This window comes from Streptosporangium sp. NPDC000095, assembly GCF_042899335.1.
Taxonomy (GTDB): Bacteria; Actinomycetota; Actinomycetes; order Streptosporangiales; family Streptosporangiaceae; genus Streptosporangium.
In genome coordinates this window covers 285318-302270 of sequence record NZ_JBIAZS010000012.1, presented here as the reverse complement: position 1 = coordinate 302270, position 16953 = coordinate 285318, and the positions used below count along the sequence as shown (strand labels likewise).

General features: G+C 69.2%; 18 protein-coding genes. 9 read left to right on the top strand and 9 right to left on the bottom strand.

What is annotated here, in order from left to right:
* Position 1: 1 nt before the first annotated feature.
* Positions 2 to 1141: an ATP-binding cassette domain-containing protein gene (locus ACFY3V_RS26370; RefSeq protein WP_389777111.1), complete on the top strand. Its 1140-nt coding sequence runs from the start codon at positions 2 to 4 to the stop codon at positions 1139 to 1141.
* On the top strand, positions 1128 to 1985 hold the full coding sequence (locus ACFY3V_RS26365) for an ABC transporter permease (protein ID WP_389777108.1): 858 nt from the start codon (positions 1128 to 1130) through the stop codon (positions 1983 to 1985). Before ACFY3V_RS26370 ends, ACFY3V_RS26365 begins: the two co-directional genes overlap by 14 nt.
* Positions 1986 to 2100: 115 nt before the next feature.
* On the opposite strand, the gene ACFY3V_RS26360 is transcribed toward ACFY3V_RS26365, so the two are convergent.
* Complete coding sequence (locus ACFY3V_RS26360; protein ID WP_362906831.1) at positions 2101 to 2517, bottom strand: MarR family transcriptional regulator; 417 nt, start codon at positions 2515 to 2517, stop codon at positions 2101 to 2103.
* Between the two features lie 123 nt (positions 2518 to 2640).
* Between ACFY3V_RS26360 and ACFY3V_RS26355 the strand changes: the two genes are divergently transcribed.
* Positions 2641 to 4374 (top strand): ABC transporter ATP-binding protein, encoded by a 1734-nt coding sequence (locus ACFY3V_RS26355; RefSeq protein WP_362906833.1) that lies wholly within the window; start codon positions 2641 to 2643, stop codon positions 4372 to 4374.
* A gap of 103 nt (positions 4375 to 4477) precedes the next feature.
* Here ACFY3V_RS26355 and ACFY3V_RS26350 read toward each other — a convergent pair whose 3' ends face one another.
* Positions 4478 to 5248, bottom strand: coding sequence for an arylamine N-acetyltransferase (locus tag ACFY3V_RS26350; RefSeq protein WP_389777104.1), 771 nt, complete (start codon positions 5246 to 5248; stop codon positions 4478 to 4480).
* 189 nt (positions 5249 to 5437) lie between these two features.
* On the opposite strand from ACFY3V_RS26350, the gene ACFY3V_RS26345 reads away from it, so the two are divergent.
* Positions 5438 to 6244 carry a hypothetical protein gene (locus ACFY3V_RS26345; RefSeq protein ID WP_389777101.1) on the top strand — a complete coding sequence of 269 codons (807 nt, stop codon included), beginning with the start codon at positions 5438 to 5440 and terminating at the stop codon, positions 6242 to 6244.
* A 346-nt stretch (positions 6245 to 6590) separates the two neighbouring features.
* Here the strand turns inward: ACFY3V_RS26345 and ACFY3V_RS26340 are convergent, their stop codons facing one another.
* The 3 genes from ACFY3V_RS26340 to ACFY3V_RS26330 are packed head-to-tail and all read right to left on the bottom strand — an operon-like array spanning position 6591 to position 7986.
* Positions 6591 to 6833: a DUF397 domain-containing protein gene (locus ACFY3V_RS26340; protein WP_389777140.1), complete on the bottom strand. Its 243-nt coding sequence runs from the start codon at positions 6831 to 6833 to the stop codon at positions 6591 to 6593.
* Between the two features lie 47 nt (positions 6834 to 6880).
* A complete protein-coding gene (locus ACFY3V_RS26335; RefSeq protein ID WP_362906847.1) occupies positions 6881 to 7108 on the bottom strand; it encodes a DUF397 domain-containing protein in 228 nt (75 codons plus the stop codon).
* A gap of 20 nt (positions 7109 to 7128) precedes the next feature.
* A complete protein-coding gene (locus ACFY3V_RS26330) occupies positions 7129 to 7986 on the bottom strand; it encodes a helix-turn-helix transcriptional regulator (protein WP_362906849.1) in 858 nt (285 codons plus the stop codon).
* A 253-nt stretch (positions 7987 to 8239) separates the two neighbouring features.
* Here ACFY3V_RS26330 and ACFY3V_RS26325 point away from each other — a divergent pair, with 253 nt between their 5' ends.
* A complete protein-coding gene (locus tag ACFY3V_RS26325) occupies positions 8240 to 8593 on the top strand; it encodes a hypothetical protein (protein ID WP_362906851.1) in 354 nt (117 codons plus the stop codon).
* A 149-nt stretch (positions 8594 to 8742) separates the two neighbouring features.
* Here the strand turns inward: ACFY3V_RS26325 and ACFY3V_RS26320 are convergent, their stop codons facing one another.
* Positions 8743 to 9330: a TetR/AcrR family transcriptional regulator C-terminal domain-containing protein gene (locus ACFY3V_RS26320; RefSeq protein WP_389777097.1), complete on the bottom strand. Its 588-nt coding sequence runs from the start codon at positions 9328 to 9330 to the stop codon at positions 8743 to 8745.
* A gap of 122 nt (positions 9331 to 9452) precedes the next feature.
* On the bottom strand, positions 9453 to 10409 hold the full coding sequence (locus ACFY3V_RS26315; RefSeq protein ID WP_362906855.1) for a hypothetical protein: 957 nt from the start codon (positions 10407 to 10409) through the stop codon (positions 9453 to 9455).
* Between the two features lie 437 nt (positions 10410 to 10846).
* On the opposite strand from ACFY3V_RS26315, the gene ACFY3V_RS26310 reads away from it, so the two are divergent.
* Both ACFY3V_RS26310 and ACFY3V_RS26305 read left to right on the top strand, forming a co-directional pair.
* Complete coding sequence (locus ACFY3V_RS26310; RefSeq protein WP_362906857.1) at positions 10847 to 11779, top strand: SDR family oxidoreductase; 933 nt, start codon at positions 10847 to 10849, stop codon at positions 11777 to 11779.
* 41 nt (positions 11780 to 11820) lie between these two features.
* Positions 11821 to 12654: a helix-turn-helix transcriptional regulator gene (locus tag ACFY3V_RS26305; RefSeq protein WP_362906859.1), complete on the top strand. Its 834-nt coding sequence runs from the start codon at positions 11821 to 11823 to the stop codon at positions 12652 to 12654.
* A 55-nt stretch (positions 12655 to 12709) separates the two neighbouring features.
* Here ACFY3V_RS26305 and ACFY3V_RS26300 read toward each other — a convergent pair whose 3' ends face one another.
* A complete protein-coding gene (locus ACFY3V_RS26300; protein ID WP_362906861.1) occupies positions 12710 to 13372 on the bottom strand; it encodes a response regulator transcription factor in 663 nt (220 codons plus the stop codon).
* Positions 13369 to 14589, bottom strand: a complete 1221-nt coding sequence (locus ACFY3V_RS26295; RefSeq protein ID WP_362906863.1) for a histidine kinase — start codon at positions 14587 to 14589, stop codon at positions 13369 to 13371. The genes ACFY3V_RS26300 and ACFY3V_RS26295 overlap by 4 nt, the downstream gene beginning before the upstream one ends.
* A 176-nt stretch (positions 14590 to 14765) precedes the next feature.
* Between ACFY3V_RS26295 and ACFY3V_RS26290 the strand changes: the two genes are divergently transcribed.
* Together ACFY3V_RS26290 and ACFY3V_RS26285 are read left to right on the top strand one after the other, a co-directional pair.
* On the top strand, positions 14766 to 16169 hold the full coding sequence (locus ACFY3V_RS26290; protein WP_389777090.1) for a glycosyl hydrolase: 1404 nt from the start codon (positions 14766 to 14768) through the stop codon (positions 16167 to 16169).
* Positions 16170 to 16309: 140 nt separating this feature from the next.
* Entirely contained in the window at positions 16310 to 16855 is a 546-nt protein-coding gene (locus tag ACFY3V_RS26285; RefSeq protein WP_389777087.1) for a GNAT family N-acetyltransferase, read from the top strand.
* The last annotated feature ends 98 nt before the right edge of the window (positions 16856 to 16953 follow it).

Genomic DNA, 16953 nt, shown 5'->3' with positions numbered 1-16953 from the left:
GGTGGACGACGGCGCGGCGGTGTCCGTGAGGGGACTGCGCAAGGAGTACGGAAAGATCGAGGCCGTCAGGGGCGTCGACTTCGACGTCGCCCCCGGCGAGGTGTTCGGCCTGCTGGGTCCCAACGGGGCCGGCAAGAGCACGACGATCAACATGTTGTGCACGCTGATCCGGCCCAGCGGGGGCAGCGCGACCGTCGGCGGGCACGACATCGTGCGGCGGCGCGACGAGGTGAGGCGCGACATCGGCCTGGTCTTCCAGGAACCGACCGTCGACGGATACCTCACCGGTGCGCAGAACCTGAGCTTCCACGCCGAGCTGTACGGCCTGCCGAAGAACGCCATCGACGACCGGATCAGACGGGTCCTGGACATCGTCGGCCTGTGGAAGCGCCGCGACGACCGGGTGCACACCTACTCCGGCGGCATGCGACGGCGCCTGGAGATCGCCCGCGGCCTGCTGCACTCCCCCCGGGTGCTCTTCCTCGACGAGCCGACGGTCGGGCTCGACCCGCAGACCCGCGCGGCCATCTGGGGATACATCACCGAACTCCGCGACCTGGAGAAGATCACGATCTTCATGACGACGCACTACCTGGAGGAGGCCGAGCACTGCGACCGCATCGCGATCATCGATCACGGTTCCGTCGTGGCACTGGACACCCCGGAAGCGCTCAAGGCCGCGGTGGGCAGGGACAGGATCCGCATCCAGACCGGCGACGACCCGGCCGCCACCGTCATGCTGCGGGAACGCCTCTCGGTGGAGGCCGTGGCACGCGACGGGGGACTCACCTTCTCCGTCCCCAGCGGCGAGGAGTTCGTCCCGCGCCTGTTCGCCGAGCTGGGCGTCCCCATCCTCTCCGTCCAGATGACCCGCCCCTCCCTGGACGACGTCTTCCTCTCCTACACCGGCTCGACCATCCGCGACGCGGAGGACACCGGGGAGAACGGGAGAACCGGCGGCCCCGAACAGGTCGGCGCGAAGGCCCACGCGGAGACCGGGGACGGCACGAACGGCGAAGGCGAGCACATCGTGGGCGCGAAGTCCTCCTCTGAGATCGGGGACGACGCGAACGCCGAAGCCGAGCACACCGTGGGCGGGAAGGCCCACGACGAGGAGGTGCCGGCCCATGGTCGCGGCTGAGACGGCCACGCCCCGCGTCCCGCTGCGCGGCGCCGCCCACAACCTGCGCGCGGTGAAGGTGGTGCTCCGCAGGGAGCTGATCCGCTTCGCCACCGACGGCAAGCGGGTCACGGCGATGCTCTTCCAGGCATTCATGTGGATCTTCATCATCGGCACGGGATTCGGGTCCCTGATGCCGGGGGTTCCCGACGGCGTGGACCTGAAGACCTTCATGTTCCCCGGCGTGATCTCGATGACGGTGATCCTGACGGCGATGTTCTCCGCCTCGTCGATCGTCTGGGACCGCGAGTTCGGCTTCCTGCGGGAGATGCTCGTCGCCCCGGTGAGCCGTACCGCGATCGTGGTCGGCAAGATACTCGGCGGCGCGCTGGTCGCGACGCTGCAGAGCCTGGTGATCGTGGCCATGGCGGGACTGGTCGGCGTACCCTACGACCCGGTCCTCATCGTCTCGCTGGTCGGGGTGATGTTCCTGACCGCCTTCACCATGTCGGCCTTCGGCGTGCTGGTCGCCGCGCGGATGACGAGCATGGAGTCGTTCCAGGGGATCGCCCAGATGGCGATCATGCCGCTCATGTATCTGTCGGGGGCTCTGTTCCCGCTCACCAACCTGCCCGGGTGGATGAGCACCGTGACGCTGCTGAACCCTCTGACGTACGCGGTCGACCCCGCGCGCCAGGTCGTCTTCGCCCACCTGTCCGTCCCGCCCGAGGTGATGGCCGTGTACGGTCCCGGGGTGTCCTGGTCGGGATGGACCGTCCCGGTGGCGCTCGAACTCCTGCTGGTCGGCGGCGCGGGCCTGCTCATGCTCGCCCTCGCCGTCGCCCGCTTCCACCGGACCGGCTGAACCCGTCAGCCGGTTTCACCGGACCGGCTGAAAACCAGCTGAAAGGTTGTCACCCGCTCCCACCGAAACGCAGGAGAACCGGGGCCCGCGACCCGCGCCCCCGGTGGCGGCCGGGTCAGACGGACTGCGCGTCGACCGTGCCGAGCAGTTCCCCGAGCCGGTCCTGCTGCTCGGGGGTGAGCACGGAGAACAGCTCCTCGGCCACCCGCCTGCGCGCCTCACGCACCTGTTCGTACCGCTTCCTGCCCTCGCCGGTGACCGTGAGCAGGGTGGAGCGGCGGTTTGCGGGATCGACCTCGCGGCGGACCAGCCCGGCCTCCTCCAGCGCGTCGACCACCGGGGTCACCGAGCGGGGCACGATCCGCAGTCTCTCGGCGAGCTGCACCATCTTCAGCGGCGGCTCGGAGTCGACGATAACCCGAAGCGCCCGCGCCTGACCGGGGCTCAGGCCGAGCGGCCCGAGCCGCTCACCGTACCCCTGCCGCAGCCGACGGCCGACGCCGTGCACCAGGTCGGCCAGTTCCGTCTCCACAGCGCCGAACCTATCCCAGTGCCATAGGGAATGAATGTGAGTTAACCTCTGTTTGAGACTACATCAGAAAGGAGTTCCGTGGAGGAACAAACCAAAAGTGCCATACGGCACGAAACACCCGAGGTGAACGACGAACCTCGCGCCCCCCTACGACGCGTCATCGGTCTGTTCCGCCCCTACCGGGGCCGCCTCGCCATCGTGGGCATCCTCATCGGACTGTCCTCCCTCGTCTCGCTCGCCTCCCCGTTCATGCTCCGCGCGGTGCTCGACGACGCGATCCCGCACGGCAGGACCGGCCTGCTCACGCTGCTCGCGCTCGGCATGGTCGCGGTCGCCGTCGTCACCAGCGTGCTCGACGTCGTCCAGACGCTGATCTCCACCGGGGTCGGCCAGCGCGTCATGCACGACCTGCGCACCAGCGTCTACGGCCACCTGCAGCGCATGTCCATGGCCTTCTTCACCCGCACCAGGACCGGCGAGGTGCAGTCGCGCATCGCCGGCGACATCGGCGGCATGCAGCTGGTGGTCACCTCCACCGCGGCCTCGATGGTCTCCAACCTCACCACCGTGGTGGCGACGATCATCGCGATGCTCGTGCTGGACTGGCGGCTCACCATCGTGTCACTGCTGCTGCTCCCCGTCTTCGTCGCGATCAGCCGCAGGGTCGGCAGGGAGCGCAGGAAGATCACCTCTGAGCGGCAGCGGAAGATGGCCGCCATGTCGTCGATGGTCCAGGAGTCGCTCTCCATCAGCGGCATCCTGCTGGGCCGGACGATGGGCCGCGGCCCCGAACTCGCCGGGCGGTTCTCCGCCGCCTCCGACGAGCTCGCCGACCTGGAGGTCCGCTCCAGCATGGCCGGGCGCTGGCGGCAGTCCACCATCCAGATCATCATGGCGGCGATGCCCGCAGTGATCTACTGGGCCACCGGGCTCACCTCGGTCGTCTCCATCGGCACCGTCGTCGCCTTCACCACGCTGCAGATGAACCTGTTCCGGCCCGCCGTGTCGCTGCTGCGGCTCGGCGTCGACGTGCAGAGCTCCCTCGCGCTGTTCGCCCGGATCTTCGAGTATCTGGACCTGCCGGTGGACATCCACCCCGGCACCCGCACACCGGAGACCGTACGCGGCGAGATCCGCTTCGAGCACGTCGACTTCGCCTACGGCGACACCCCGACCCTCTCCGATATCGACCTCACCGTCCCCGCCGGCACCACCCTGGCCGTGGTCGGCGAGACCGGCTCCGGCAAGACCACGCTGAGCTATCTGCTGCCCCGCCTGTACGACGTGACCGGCGGCCGGGTCACGATCGACGGGGTGGACGTGCGCGACCTCACCTTCGAGGCGCTGGCCGAGACGGTCGGCGTGGTCTCGCAGGAGACCTACCTGTTCCACTCCTCCATCGCCGACAACCTCAGGTTCGCCAACCCCTCCGCCACCGACGAGGAGATCGTCGCGGCCGCGCGGGCCGCGCGGATCCACGACCACATCGCCGCACTGCCCGACGGGTACGACACCGTGGTCGGCGAGCGCGGCTACCGCTTCTCCGGCGGCGAGAAGCAGCGCCTCGCCATCGCCAGGACCCTGCTGCGCGACCCGCCCGTGCTCATCCTCGACGAGGCCACCAGCTCCCTCGACACCCAGACCGAACGCGCCGTCCAGGAAGCCCTGGACACCCTGTCGCGGGGCCGGACCACCATCACGATCGCCCACCGCCTGTCGACGATCCGCGACGCCGACCAGATCGTGGTCCTCGACCACGGCCGCGTCGTCGAACGCGGTACCCACGACGAACTCCTCGCCGCCGACGGCCCCTACGCCGCCCTCGTCAACCGCGACCGCTCCCTCACCTCCGCCTGACCCGAGCCGTGTTCGGCCCTCCCTCGCAGCGTCCTCCGGACAGCCGTTCCCACCTCGAACACCACACCCATCTCCGGTCACCAAGCGGGCCCGGAGCGGAAGGTCACACCTTGGCGGACGGGATCCGGTCGAGGGTGATCCCGAAGTGGTCGCGGTAGGCGGGGAGGAGTTCGCTCTCATCCAGGGGGCGTTCCGTGCGCTCGCCGTCCACGGTGTGGATCAGCTTGCGGTCGCGGAGCGTGATCCGGCCTTCGGCCGTGCGCATCGAGCAGACCGGCGACTTGGTGAAGTGCGACTTCGGAGAGGTCTGCTGCCACCAGCACATCGGGACGAAGTCCGCCAGCTCGTAGGGCCGGGCGGTCAGCCGGTAGGCCGGGTCGCCGTTGTGCGTGACGTCGAGGTCGCCGTGGTCGCCGGGAGCGAGCCCGACCAGGAACGCGCCCCCGCCGTTCTTCTGCTCCGCGCGCCCGTCGAGCCGCAGCGGCTCGTCGGAGAAGTCGCCGAACCCGACGTCGACCAGCCATGGCTCGTCGAGATCGACGCGCAGCGCGAGATGGTCGAAGAGCGGCCCCGGCACACCACCACCGAAGACGCGGGCGGCAAGCAGCGTCACCCGGTAGCCGAGCGCGGTCAGCAACTCGGCGAGCAGTCCGTTCAGCTCGTAACAGAAACCACCTCGACGGCGGACAACGATCTTGTCGTACAGGGCGTCGAGGTCGAGCGAGATCGGCTCACCGAGATGAATGCTCAGGTTCTCGAACGGCACCGCCCTGAGGTGCGCGAGCTGCAGAGTCCGCAGGCCCTGGACATCCGGCTCCGCGGGGCGGTTCACGCCCAATCTGTCCAGGTAACGAGTGATCCGCGATTCATCCATGGGGAAAGCAAATCACGCGCCGCCACCCGCCGGATCCCATCACCGACTCCCCGTCCGCCCCACCGTACGGAGAGCCGCGACCGGACGAAAAGAGCCCATCGCCGCCGGGACACCGTGCGCGCCCCTCGATATACGCGGTCACTTATTCAACACTGGCGAGACATCCGACCACGAAGTAGCGTTCCGGGCATGGGTGACGTTCACGCCGCCAAAAAAATGATCCTGCTGTGCTCCGCAATCGCGTTCGTGTCGGCCTGTTCCGGACAAGCTGGATCGGGCAGCGACTCCAGCACGGCGGCGGATCAATGGCGCGATTTTCCATACACACGCGAGCCACGGCCGATAATCATCGTTGACGATCTCCCAAAACTCGTTGGTGACGCCAAGCCCGGAACGCGGTTCACTTTACGGGAAAAACTGTCCGACGATCCACCGAAGAGCCAGGATGTCCTGCTCGACGGCGACAAGGTAAGCCTAACCCGGATATCGGCCGCAGATGCCTTCGATCGCCTTTCTGAGCGGCTTCGGGGGTTACCCGGAGAGACCGTGACCGTCGTCGAAGCACGCCTGGGCCAGCTGGAATGGATGACGGACAGGGGCTCGCTGTCGCTTCCCTCATGGAGCTTCCGCACGGACAACGGCGGGTCGGCAAGCTGGCCGGCGGTAACCCCTGACGCGTTTTGGCGCCTGGGTCAGACAAGGCGCTCGGCGGCGATCGACAGTGTTTCCCTGGACGCGTCGAGAACCTCACTGTCCTTTAAAGTCACCGTCGCTCCGAATTCCTGCGATGGATCAACGGGCGACGACCATTTCAAAGCCGGCCAACTCCAGCCCGCCGTGGTGATCCTCACCGGTGAGCCAAGCACCGCGCAGCCCGACTGCGATCGGCCGGCCTTCGCCATGCTGAAGAGCGGAACCATACGAATAGATCGCCCCCTGGAGGGAAGGGTCGTCGTCGATCAGCAAGGCAATCCTGTGCCGGTTGAAACACCGTGAAATCATCACTCCCGACAGAGTTTCACCCCCGGCCATACAGGCTCTCGGAGCGCCAGTAGGTTCGCAGTCGTAGCGGAAAACCGGCATCGAGGATCAGTGGCGTCATGCTCATCCCCGCACACCTCGAAGGGCCGCTCCTCGGTGGGCGCATCACCACCCCGTCTGCGGTCTGACCATCCAGCGGACGCCTTCTTCCGTCCTCGTGTCCCGGTGTCCGGTCCTCTCTCGCGGCCGTTCGGGCGTGTCTTGATCGATGAACGTTCACTGGCGTGAGACATGGAGGCGTTCATGCGGTGACTCGTGACGTCGCCCGCGTCACGGCCCGCTCAGGCCACCGTCGCGTGTCTCATCTGGCGGAGAAGTCGAACTCCCCGTCCTTGACACCACCGACGAACGCCTCCCACTCCGCACGGCTATAGACGATCACCTCACCATCAGGCCGATGACTATGCCGCACCGCGACCCGCCCACTACCGTCCCCCAACGGACCAGCCTCAACGCAATTCCCGCCGCCGTTCTCGCTTCTCGTACTGATGCGCCAGGCGACGCCGGCCAGATCACCGGGACCGAGCACCTCGTGCCCCTCCATCCCGTTCACCTCGGCTCCCTCCACTGTCGGTGAGTTTCCACGATGTCTCACGGGGCGGAGAAGTCGAACTCCCCGTCCTTGACGCCGCCGACGAACGCCTCCCACTCCGCACGGGTATAAACGATCACCTCACCATCAGGCCGATGACTGTGCCGCACCGCGACTCGCCCGCTACCGTCCCCCAACGGCCCAGCCTCAACGCAGCTCCCGCCGCCGTTGTCGCTCTTCGTACTGATGCGCCAGGCAACGTGGGCCAAATTCATGGAATCGGGCATTTCACACCCTTCCCTCGCGTTTACCGCAATAGCTCCTCTGCTATCGCGGAGATCAATACAGCCGACTCCTCGGGAGTCAAAGCCAGCTCCCGCAGTTCATCGTACGTCCGCACGAAACGCTGAGCATCTGGCGATTCAATATAAATAGCCCCTTTCGGAGTCTCCGCGTAGCCGACCTCAGGAAACGGCTTCTCCATCGTGAAAATCCGGAACGCACCGGCCGGACTGGCATGCGCCCCAGCGCTGAATGGCAGGACGCGGACCTCGATGTTGGGCTGAGCGGCATGCCTGGCCAGTTCTCCGAGTTGCTTCGCCAGGCATACGGCACCACCGACCTGCCTGCGCAGCACAGACTCATCGATGATCGACAGCAGACGGGGTGGGTTGTCTCCCGCGAGGATCCCTTGACGAGTCGTGCGAAGCTCGACCCAGCGGTCGATCTGCTCGCCTTTCGCGTCATACTCAGCCGCCGTGATCGCCGCCCTCGCATACTCCGAGGTGTGGAGCAGGCCGGGCAGCAGAGTGTTATCGAAAGCCCGGATCTCACGCGCCCGGGACTCCAGCCACACATAGTCGACGAACGCGCCGGCGACCTCGGTGGCGTACCCGTCCCACCAGCCCTTCTGCCAGACCTCCTGGCTGAGCTTCATCAAGCTTTCACGCCGTCCGCTGTCCGCCACGCCGTACAGATCAAGGAGGGCGAGCAGGTCAGGGCGCCGGATCGGATACTCCCCCGATTCGAAGCGACCGGCGGTGGACGGATCTCGCTGGAGGTACTCAGCCACATCTTTGAGCAACAGAGAGTTGGCCTCACGTAGCTCACGGAGTTGCTGGCCGAGCCACTGAGCTCGGAGCGTTACCCACTTGGGAGCAGCCATGCTCACCTTCCAGGCCGGGCTGTACAGGCCAGCGCTTTCAGCAACCTGGCAGATACAGCTTGTGAACTTCGGTAACCGCATGTCACCATACCCAAAGTAGTGACCCGATCACAGAGAGATGAAGAAAAGGCGTGTCCGACCACGAAAAGGGTCGCGTGATCACAGAAAGACCACCAAAAAGAAGAAGGCCGGGGCGGGCTTCGCTTGGAGGCCCTGCTCGCCCCGGCCACAAAGCCGGAAGGAAGCACCCGAGATGGAGCACTTCAACGGTTCAGACAACCCGACTGTCTACCATGGCGCGAGCTCGTGGGAGAGCGCAACCGGAAGTGACGGCTACGCCCTTCCCAATGGAATCGACCACGGTCCCACCAGGGAGGACGTGAGGGCGTTGGCCGGTGGTCTGCCTCGGGTGTTCGCCCTGGTCCAGGAGTTCGGCGAGGACGTCCCCGAGGTGGTGGCGTACGGGCTGGCGCTGCCGGGCGGAGAGGCGGCCACCGTCGGTGTGACCGCTCGGGGGTTCGGCAGCTGGCGGAGCGCAGACAGCGCCGCGTACCGGCTCCACTCCGACCTCGTCTGGCTCGGAGAGAACGGAGAAACCTCCGCCTGAAAGAACGGCGGACCGCGTCCCCGTACGGCGACGACCCAGCCGCGCGAGGTGACCACTCGGCACCGCACGAGCCTGGACAAGGAGCCGCCCGCCTCACCTGGTCTCACCGACCGCGCTCGGTGCCACGCGGGCCCGGACAGGGACGCCCCTCAGCGGATCTCCCCGTCCAGGCTCGCGCGAACACCGTCCAGGCTCGCGCGCAGGCCCGTCAGGATCGCGTTCAGCCCGTACTCGAAGTCGGCGTCGGCCGCCTCGCGCGACTCCCCCTCCGCCGGGCGACCGGCGCTCGCCTGCTCCTCGACCACCCACCCGACGATGTAGCGGCCGATGACGAGAATCACCCGCCGGGCCTCCTCGGGAGGAAACCCCGCCTCGCCCAGCACCTCGACCACGGACTCGGAGGTCACGACCTGGTTCCCGACCGGCCGGGCACCGACGTGCAGCCGCGCGCCGTCGCGATAGGTGAGCAGGCCCCGGCGCAGTGCCCGCCCCCGCTCGGCGAGCCAGTCGGCCCAGTCCTGGCCGGGCCCCGGGCGGGCCAGGTGCGCGAACGCGTCCTCGATCATGGTCGCGGCCATGTGGTCGAGGAGTTCCCGCTTGCTGCCGAAGTGTCGGTACAGGGCCGGTGAGCGTACGTCGAGCTCCTGCGCGAGCCCCCGCGTGGTCAGGCCGTCCAGCCCGACCTCGTCGAGCAGCCGCAACGCTGCCCGCATCACCGCCGCACGCGTGTGTCGCATCCCCGCCTCCCCACGTCGTCCCCCGATTCCCCACGTTCCGTTATCGACGATAACTTCGTGTGACGGAGAACGCGCGGGGCGTGGATCCGTACGGGGCCGGAACCGACCCGTAGGCGGGTTCCTCACCCTCCCGCGCCCGCTCTCCGCGCGCTACGGCGGGCCACGAGGAAGAGAGCGAGCGCGCCGAGGACGAGGACCGTCTGGCCGATCAGGTTAGCGGTGGTCGCGGTGCCGTGAAGGAACAGCAGAAGGAAACCGAGGAACGCCTGAGTCAGCAGCGCACCCCCCGCCAGCGCGAGCCGGTGCCTGGCGTCCCAGCCGTCACCTCGCGACCACCGGCCGACCACGACCGCCGTCACGGCGATCAGCGCGATGCCCGCGGCGGTCCCCCACCAGTCCTCGGGACGGGCGACGAACGCCGCGGACGCGACGAATCCCGCCGTACCCACCAGCCAGGGTTTCGGCGACCGCGCATCCTTCGCCGGCCGGGAGCGCCAGCCGACGAGGAACGCGGCGACGGCCAGGAGCACGACCACGGCGGCGGCGCCGATCCTCTGCGGCGGCGAGGCCATGAATCCGCTGTCGTCGCGGATGCCGCCGAAGAGCACGAGGGAACCGAGGACGAACACGACGCAGGTGACGATGAGGCCGGGTATGCCCAGCCAGGGAGTCGTGGCGCGGCGGGGCACCAGGGCCTCGACGACGACGATCGGCACGCCGATGCTCCAGACGGCGTGTCCCACGGTGAATCCCAGAGCGTTGACCGCGCTGAACCCCAGCGCCGGAATGAGGGTGGAGGTGCGGGAGACGTCCCCCTCGAACAGCGGGGCGGGGTTGAAGAGGGTCTGGTCGATCAGGGTCGCCTCCAGCACTCCGTACGCGCACCCGAGCAGGATGATCGTCGGCCAGCCGCGCCCGGCGCGGCGCGCGACCTCGCGGATGATGATCGCACCACCGCCGTACATCGGCGCGAGGACGACCAGGCCCCAGAGCTCGGACGGGGGAACGTTGCCGAGCAGGTACTCCGCGACCAGCGGGGAGAGGAGGAAGAGCCCGAGTGCGGGCGCGACCCGGCGCAACGGCCCCGGACGCCCGCCGGGGGCCGCCTGAGCCGTCCGCGTCCCCCTGGCTGCTTGGTCCGCCTCAGCCGCCTGAGGTGTCGGGGCCGGCTCGAAGGTCCGGGCCGCCTCAGCGGTCCTGGAGGGCTCAGAGGTCCGAGCCGTTCGGTCCTTATGGGTCGCGTGCCGTCGGTCGTCGGGAGGATTTCCGGTCATGGCGGCGACGCTAGGTCCGGACGGCCCTCGCGCACATCGAACGCGGGATCGGCCTTCGTCCCCTCCTCGGGATCGAGTCCGGCCACACGTCTCCCTCCTCGGACGGAGACGGCGGCACGCACCGGGCCGCTCATCCGCTCATCCACGGACAAGTGATCCGTGGGTAAGCGCGACATGGACCCGCCCCGCAGCTTTTGTGACGCTTGCTTTGACCGGAAATACCCTCCGAGCAGGGAGTTGTTATGAAAGACGTGTCCGTGCCCGATCTGACCGGGAAGCTCGCCGTGGTGACCGGTGCGAGCGACGGTGTCGGCCTCGGCCTGGCCGTACGCCTGGCCCGAGCGGGCGCCGAACTCGTGCTGCCGGTCCGCAACCCCGTGAAGGGCGAGGCGGCCGTCGCACGCGTCCGGGCGGCGGCTCCCGGAGCCGTGGTCTCCCTCCGCGAGCTCGATCTGGCCTCGCTGGCCTCCGTGGCGGCGCTCGCGGAGAAGCTGAACGCCGAGGCCCGGCCGATCGACCTCCTGATCAACAACGCGGGCGTCATGGCCCCGGCCACCCGGCACACCACGGCCGACGGCCTGGAGTTGCAGTTCGGCACGAACCACATCGGCCACGTGGCACTGGTCGGCGGGATCCTGCCGCTGCTGCGCGCCGGCCAGGCCCGGGTCACCACCATGTCCAGCAGCGCCGCCCGCACCGCCGGGATCGACTGGGACGACCTGCAGAGCGAGCGGAAATACTCCCCGATACGTTCGTACGGGCTGTCGAAGTTGGCCAACCTGATGTTCGGCCTTGAGCTCGACCGGCGCAGCAGGGCCGGCGGCTGGGGCGTCGTCAGCAACGTCGCGCACCCCGGCACGACCCTGACGAACCTCTACGCGTCCGGCCCCAACCTGGGCAGGACGCGTCCCTCACCGCTGAAGGCGATCATGACGCGACTCTCCCGCGTGGGCCTGTTCGTGCAGACCGTCGACAGGGGCGCGCTCCCCGGTCTGTACGCGGCCACCGACCCGCGGGCGCGGGGCGGCCGCCTCTACGGCCCTGACGGCTTCGGCCAGTTCACCGGGGATCCGACCGAGTTGCCCATCTACAAGCCGGCCCGTGACGAGGCCGCGGCCGCTCGGCTCTGGGACGTCTCCGAGCGGCTGGCCAGGGTCGAATTCGCCGCCGCCTGAGACCTCCACGGCGGCCGTTCCAGGAAAGGGGAGATCACCTCATGGACAGGGCCGAACTGGCCGAGTTCCTGCGCACCCGGCGGGAGGCGCTCCAACCCGAGGACGTCGGACTGCCTCGTGGGCAGCGGCGGCGCACCGGCGGGCTGCGGCGCGAGGAGGTCGCCGCGCTGTGCGGCATGTCCGCCGACTACTACAGCCGGATCGAGCAACGACGCGGGCCCAACCCGTCCGAGCAGATGCTCGCCGCGATCGCCAGAGGGCTGCATCTCTCCCTTGAGGAGCGCGACCACCTGTTCCGCCTCGCCGGCCACGCCACCCCGCGACGGGTCTTTCGCGACGACCACATCAACCCCGGGATGATGCGCATCTTCGACCGGCTGGAGGACACCCCCGCACAGGTGATGAGTCATCTCGGCGAGACGCTCCGGCAGACCCGGCTCGCGGTGGCGCTGATGGGCGACGAGAGCGTCCACACCGGGATGGCACGCAGCATGCACTACCGCTGGTTCACCGACCCTGCCGCGCGGCTGATCTATCCCGAGGACGACCATCCGACGCACGACCGCCTCTTCACGGCCAGCCTGCGCGACGCGTACACGCGGGACGGCAAGGGCTCGCGCGCGGCCGCGCTGGTCGACGCGCTGCTGGCGACGAGCCCGGAGTTCGCCGCGCTCTGGCACGAGCACCCCATCCTGGGCCCGTTCTGCGGGCCGAAGCGCATCCTGCACCCGCGGCTCGGCCTGTTGGAGCTGCACTGCCAGACCCTCGTCGATCCCGACCAGTCCCAGATGCTGCTGGTCTTCACCGCCGTACCGGGCAGCGAGAGCCACGAGAAGCTCCAGTTGCTCCCGGCCCTCGGCGACCTGCGCGTCTGAAGCGGCCTCCGCCGGGGCCGCCCGGAGTACGGCTCATGGAGAACGGGGCCTGGTCTCAGGTGGAGCGCGGGCGCACGAGTCCCACGTCGTAGGCGAGAACGACGGCCTGGACCCGGTCACGCAGACCGAGCTTGCGCAGCATCGAGGAGACGTGCGTCTTGACCGTCGCCTCGGTGAGCACGAGTCGCTCGGCGATCTCGGAGTTGGACAGCGCGAGCGCGACCAGCCGCAGCACCTCGACCTCCCGCCCGGTCAGCGAGCCGAGGTCGGGCGGCGCGGCACCGGGATCAGGCAGAACGGTGACGAACCGGTCGAGCAGCCTGCGGGTGACCGACGGCGCGAGCAGCGCGTCGCCGCGCGCGACCACGCGGACCGCCTCCACCAGTTCCGCGGGCCGCACGTCCTTGAGCAGGAAGGCACTCGCCCCGGCGCGCAGGGCGGCGAACACGGACTCGTCGACGTCGTAGGTGGTCAGCACGATGACCCGGGCCGGACTCCCCGAGGCGACGATCCTCCTGGTCGCCTCCAGGCCGTCGACCCCGGGCATCCGCACGTCCATCAGGACGACGTCGGGCCTCAGCCGCTCGACCAGGGCCGCGGCCTCCTCACCGTCCCCGGCCTCGCCGACCACCTCAAGGTCCGCCCTCGCCTCCAGGATCATCCGGAAACCGCCGCGGACCAACGCCTGGTCGTCGGCGAGGACCACCTTGACGCTCATCGCGGCGCTCCCAACGGCAGGCGGGCGCGCACGCGGAATCCGCCTCCGGGTCGCGGACCCGCGTCGAGGGTGCCGCCCAGCATCACGGCGCGCTCGCGCATCCCCGCGATCCCGTGACCGCCGCCACCGTCGCCCATGCCGTCACCGCTCCCGTCTTCGCCGCCCAAGCCGCCGTTGCTCCCATCGCCACCGCGGCCCACACCGTTACCGCCTCCGCCACTCCCGCCACCACCGCTGTCCACACCGTCACCGCCTCCGCCACCGCGCCCGTCGTCGAGAATGTCCACTTCGAGCATCCCCGAGGTGGCACGGACGGTGACCTCCGCGCGACCGGCGCCCGCGTGGCGCAACGTGTTGGTGAGCGCCTCCTGAACGATCCGGTAGGCGGCGAGATCGACCCCCGGCGGCAGCGCGCCAGCGGCACCGGTGTCCTCCCGGCGCACCGCGACCTGCAGACCGGCGGCGCGGAACGGCTCCACGAGTTCCCCGAGCCGGTCGAGTCCCGGCCGGGGAGACCCCGGGGCGGCATCCCCGGCCGGCCGCACCACGGCCAGCAACCCGCGCAGCTCCCCGAGCGCCTCACGCCCCGCCGCCTCGATCGAGCGCAGCGCGGCGCGTGCCTGGTCGGGATGTTCGTCGAAGACGTCGTCGGCGGCGGCCGCCTGTACCACGATGACCGAGACACTGTGCGCGATCACGTCGTGCAGCTCGCGGGCGATCCGCGCCTGCTCCTCGCTGACCGCCCTGCGCGACTCCTGGTCGATCGCCACACGCCGGTTGCGTACGACCTCGCCGAGCGCCCAGGCGAGGACGGGGAACGCCATCGCGAACTGCGCGTCCTGGCTGGGAGCGGTGCGGAAGTTCAGCGCGGTGAGAGCGAGCAGCGCCGCGAGCGCGGGCAGCGACACGCGGGGCGGGCGGAGCGCGGCCAGCGAACCGATCGCGAAGAGGCCCGCGAACGGGAAGAGCCCCTGCGGCGCGAGGTAGTGGACGACAAGCCCTCCGGCGAGCGCGACCGCCATCACCGTCACCGGATGGGAACGCCGCCACCACAGCGCCACGCCCTGCGCCGCGCCCGCGATCATCCCGAGGACCACCAGCGGTCCCGGGCGCGCCACCGCCTCGTCCATCACCAGGGCGACGAGATAAAGCCCGACGACGAGCGAGACGGCAATGTCGGCGATCAACCGGAGAGTGCTGCGGGACGAACGTCGCACTCGCGGAGTATCCCAGATCGACCACCACGTTTCCGTTGTCCCCGGTCCGCCCGCCGGTCTCCTGTACGGGAGCGAACACGTCCGGCCAAGAGATCCGCGACCCGGCCCGACCGTCACGCCTCCAGTACACCGACAGCATCCGATCCCCACTCCCCCGTACGAAGGACCTCATCCACATGAGTGAGACTGTTCCGCGCGGTACCGCAGCGGTTCGCGCAACAGGTCGCCAGGTACGCCGCGCCGCGCTCGCGAGCGTGCTGGTGGCCGTCCTGGGCGCCTCGATGGTGAACGGCGCCCTCCCGGCCGGCGCGGCCGAGACCCCCGTGTCGCAGGGCCGGAGTGCCGTCGCCTCCTCGGTCGAGCGAGGCGACCTGTCCGCCGCGGCCGCGGTCGACGGCAGGAGCGATACCCGCTGGTCCAGCGCGTTCAGCGACCCCCAGTGGCTGCGGGTGGACCTGGGCAGGCCCACCGCGATCAGCAAGATCGTGCTGAACTGGGAACACGCCTACGCCACCGCGTTCCGGATCCAGACGTCCAACGGCGACGGCCGGTGGAAGACGATCCACAGTACGACCGCGGGCAAGGGCGGCGTGCAGATCATCAACGTCTCGGCCACCGGCCGGTACGTGCGGCTTCACGCCACCCAGCGGGCCGGCCGGTACGGTGTCTCGCTCTGGGAGTTCCAGGTCTTCGGCAAGGGCTCGGCCGCCCCCGTACCGGGCGTCACCCCGACCGCGCCGACGCCGAGTTCGAGCCCGAGTCGCCCCCCGACCGTCACGCCGACGCCGAGTCCCGCCCCCAGCAGGACCCCGGCCACACCGGTCCCCGAGGTTCCCGTGGGAACCTCCGCCAAGAAGGGTGTGGGTGTGTGGCAGGCGCCCGGTGTCAGCGCGGCCCTCGCGGCCTCCGGTGCGAGCTGGTACTACACGTGGTCCATGAACCACAACGGCGTCACGACCCCGAAGTCGGCCGAGTTCGTCCCGATGATCTGGGGAGCCGACAGCGTCACCGACCAGAATCTCGCCCAGGCGAAGAACGCCGGCCCCTATCTGCTCGGTTTCAACGAGCCGGACATGGCCGAACAGTCCAACATGACCGTGGAGAAGGCGCTGTCGCTGTGGCCGAGGCTCACCGCGACGGGCCAGAAGATCGGCAGTCCCGCCGTCGCCTACGGCGGTGACCGGGCGGGCGGCTGGCTGGACCGCTTCATGTCCGGGGCGGCCCAGAGGAACTACCGCGTCGACTTCGTCACGCTGCACTGGTACGGCGGGGACTTCCGCACCGAGGCGGCGGTCGGCCAGCTCAAGTCGTACCTCCAGGCCGTGTACGAGCGCTACCGCAAGCCGATCTGGCTCACCGAGTACGCCCTGATCGACTTCTCGAACGGTGTCCGCTTCCCCACCGACGCCCAGCAGGCCGCCTTCGTCACCGCGTCCACCGCGATGCTGGCCTCCCTGCCGTACGTGCAGCGCTACGCCTGGTTCGGCCTGCCCTCCTCGGACAAGGAGCCGAACAGCGGCCTGTTCCTGAGCAACGGCGTCGCCACCCCCGCGGGCCGCGCCTTCCAGGCGGCCAAGTGAGCTGAGCAGCCCGTTTGACTATGATGCGCAGGATCGGGCGACTCGATGACCGCACGTGTCACCGCCTGTCCAGACGATCACCCCCGCCTTCCCTTTCACGCCGGAAGGCGGGGTTCTCCTGCGCAGAAAGGACTCCTCGGATGAACACCCCCTCCCGGACCACACGGCCGGTCTTCCGCGCAGCCACCGTCGCGGACGTGCCCGCCCTGGTGCGCCTGGTCCACTCCGCCTACCGGGGGGAGTCGAGCCGGGCCGGGTGGACGACCGAGGCGGACCTGCTGGACGGGCGGCGGACGGACGTGGAGAGCGTGACCGCCGAGTTGGAGAAGCCGGAAAACCACATGATCCTCATGGAGGTGGACGGCGAACTCGTCGCCTGCTGCCAGGTGGAGCATCGCGGCGAATACGCATATTTCGGGATGTTCGCCGTACACCCCACCCTGCAGAACGGCGGCTTCGGCAAGGCGCTCCTCGCCGAGGCCGAGCGCTTCGCCCGCGAGACCTGGGACGTGCGCGAGATGCGCATGACCGTGATCTCGGTCCGCGAGGAGCTCCTGGCCTGGTACGTACGCCGAGGCTACTCCCGCACCGGTGAGACGGCCCCCTTCCCCTACGGCGACGAGAGCTTCGGCCTGCCGACCAGGGACGACCTGGAATTCGAGATCTTGGTCAAGAAACTCGGCTGAGCGGAAAGCGGCACCGGCGGCCGGGACACCCTTGCCGGTTCGGCTGCCGTCCGCTCGGCGGCGATCCGTCGAACGGACGGCAACCGCGCGTCGGCGGG